We start from the raw sequence: 375 nt of genomic DNA, 5'->3' as shown, positions 1-375 counted from the left end.
AGCTGAACCTCTTTGGTAAGCAGATTCAGGTAACTTCTGGTGCTACTCAGATTGAGTACCATGCAGACGGCCAGCCATGCCGGTATTACACCGCGGCAGATATGCAGGCCATTATCACAGCAGCTATGTGGCATGTCAGTTACCATACGACCTACTGTAATGCGATTAATATGTGGATCTCCTGCTGCCAGACCGGTGAAGAGGTACTGACAATCTTTTACGGAGCAGATGTCCCTCCGGCATACCAGTCAGAGGTGATGCAGTCATATCTGACTCAGATAGCTGCGCAAACGGGAGGTGCTGCAGATGGCGCTGATCCTGCGTAAGTACCTGGTGTTGATGGCTACCGGCGGTCTGTTGTATGTGGCTCTGGAG

Annotated in this window: 1 pseudogene; it reads left to right on the top strand. The window is 51.7% G+C overall.

From position 1 onward, the window contains the following. Positions 1 to 326: pseudogene (locus NE473_RS30605) on the top strand (DUF4376 domain-containing protein); the annotation flags it as partial. Positions 327 to 375 lie beyond the last annotated feature (49 nt).

The organism is Hungatella sp. SL.1.14, from assembly GCF_024460495.1.
In the GTDB taxonomy this organism is placed as follows: Bacteria; Bacillota; Clostridia; order Lachnospirales; family Lachnospiraceae; genus Hungatella; species Hungatella hathewayi.
The sequence above is the reverse complement of the archived record's forward strand: the minus strand, read 5'-3'. Positions and strand labels throughout refer to the sequence as shown.